Here is a 552-nt window from a genome sequence, read left to right as displayed (position 1 = left end):
GACTATGCACCTCGGTCGCCAAGTATTAAGGAAGGAAGCTGACCTAGTCGCGAAAGTCGAGGGAAGCCCGGTCATCACGGTTGAAGCGAAGAGCCCCAACGAACCAGTTCACGCGGGACTCGGTCAGCTTGATTCATATGCATTTGCCTTGAAGACTCCCTACAGCATCATTACTAATGGACGGCGCTTTTTGCTCCGTGGCTATTATTCATTTAACAGCAGGATCAATGTCATCGATGACACCGTTGACTCACTTATTGAAGGCAAGTGGAAATCGCTTCGCAAGCTAATTTCATTCTCGAACATTCGCTCTACGATTCAGGAGAAGCCCAATGAAGTTGCGGCTCCTGACGACGAGAAGATCAAGGATTACCGTAGATTTTTTCGAAAGATTCATAATGCTATTCGCGACCGTGACAAGCTCGACCCGGCCGCTGCATTTGACGAGCTCAGCAAGCTACTTTTTCTCAAAGCAGCTGAAGACGAATGGCGGCTAAAGAACCGATCTAAACCTGTCTTAAGTTCGGAAAAGATTGAGGAATGGGAATCGCT

Annotated in this window: 1 protein-coding gene; it reads left to right on the top strand. The window is 48.0% G+C overall.

Going from position 1 to position 552, the window contains the following annotated elements; all coding sequences use genetic code 11:
- A partial coding sequence (locus ABTU92_RS29150; protein WP_408095048.1) for a type I restriction enzyme HsdR N-terminal domain-containing protein occupies window positions 1–552 on the top strand: 552 nt, incomplete at both ends.

Origin of the sequence: Rhodoplanes sp. SY1, from assembly GCF_046000175.1 — a bacterium.
GTDB lineage: Bacteria > Pseudomonadota > Alphaproteobacteria > Rhizobiales > Xanthobacteraceae > Rhodoplanes.
This window is presented reverse-complemented; position numbering and strand designations above follow the sequence as displayed.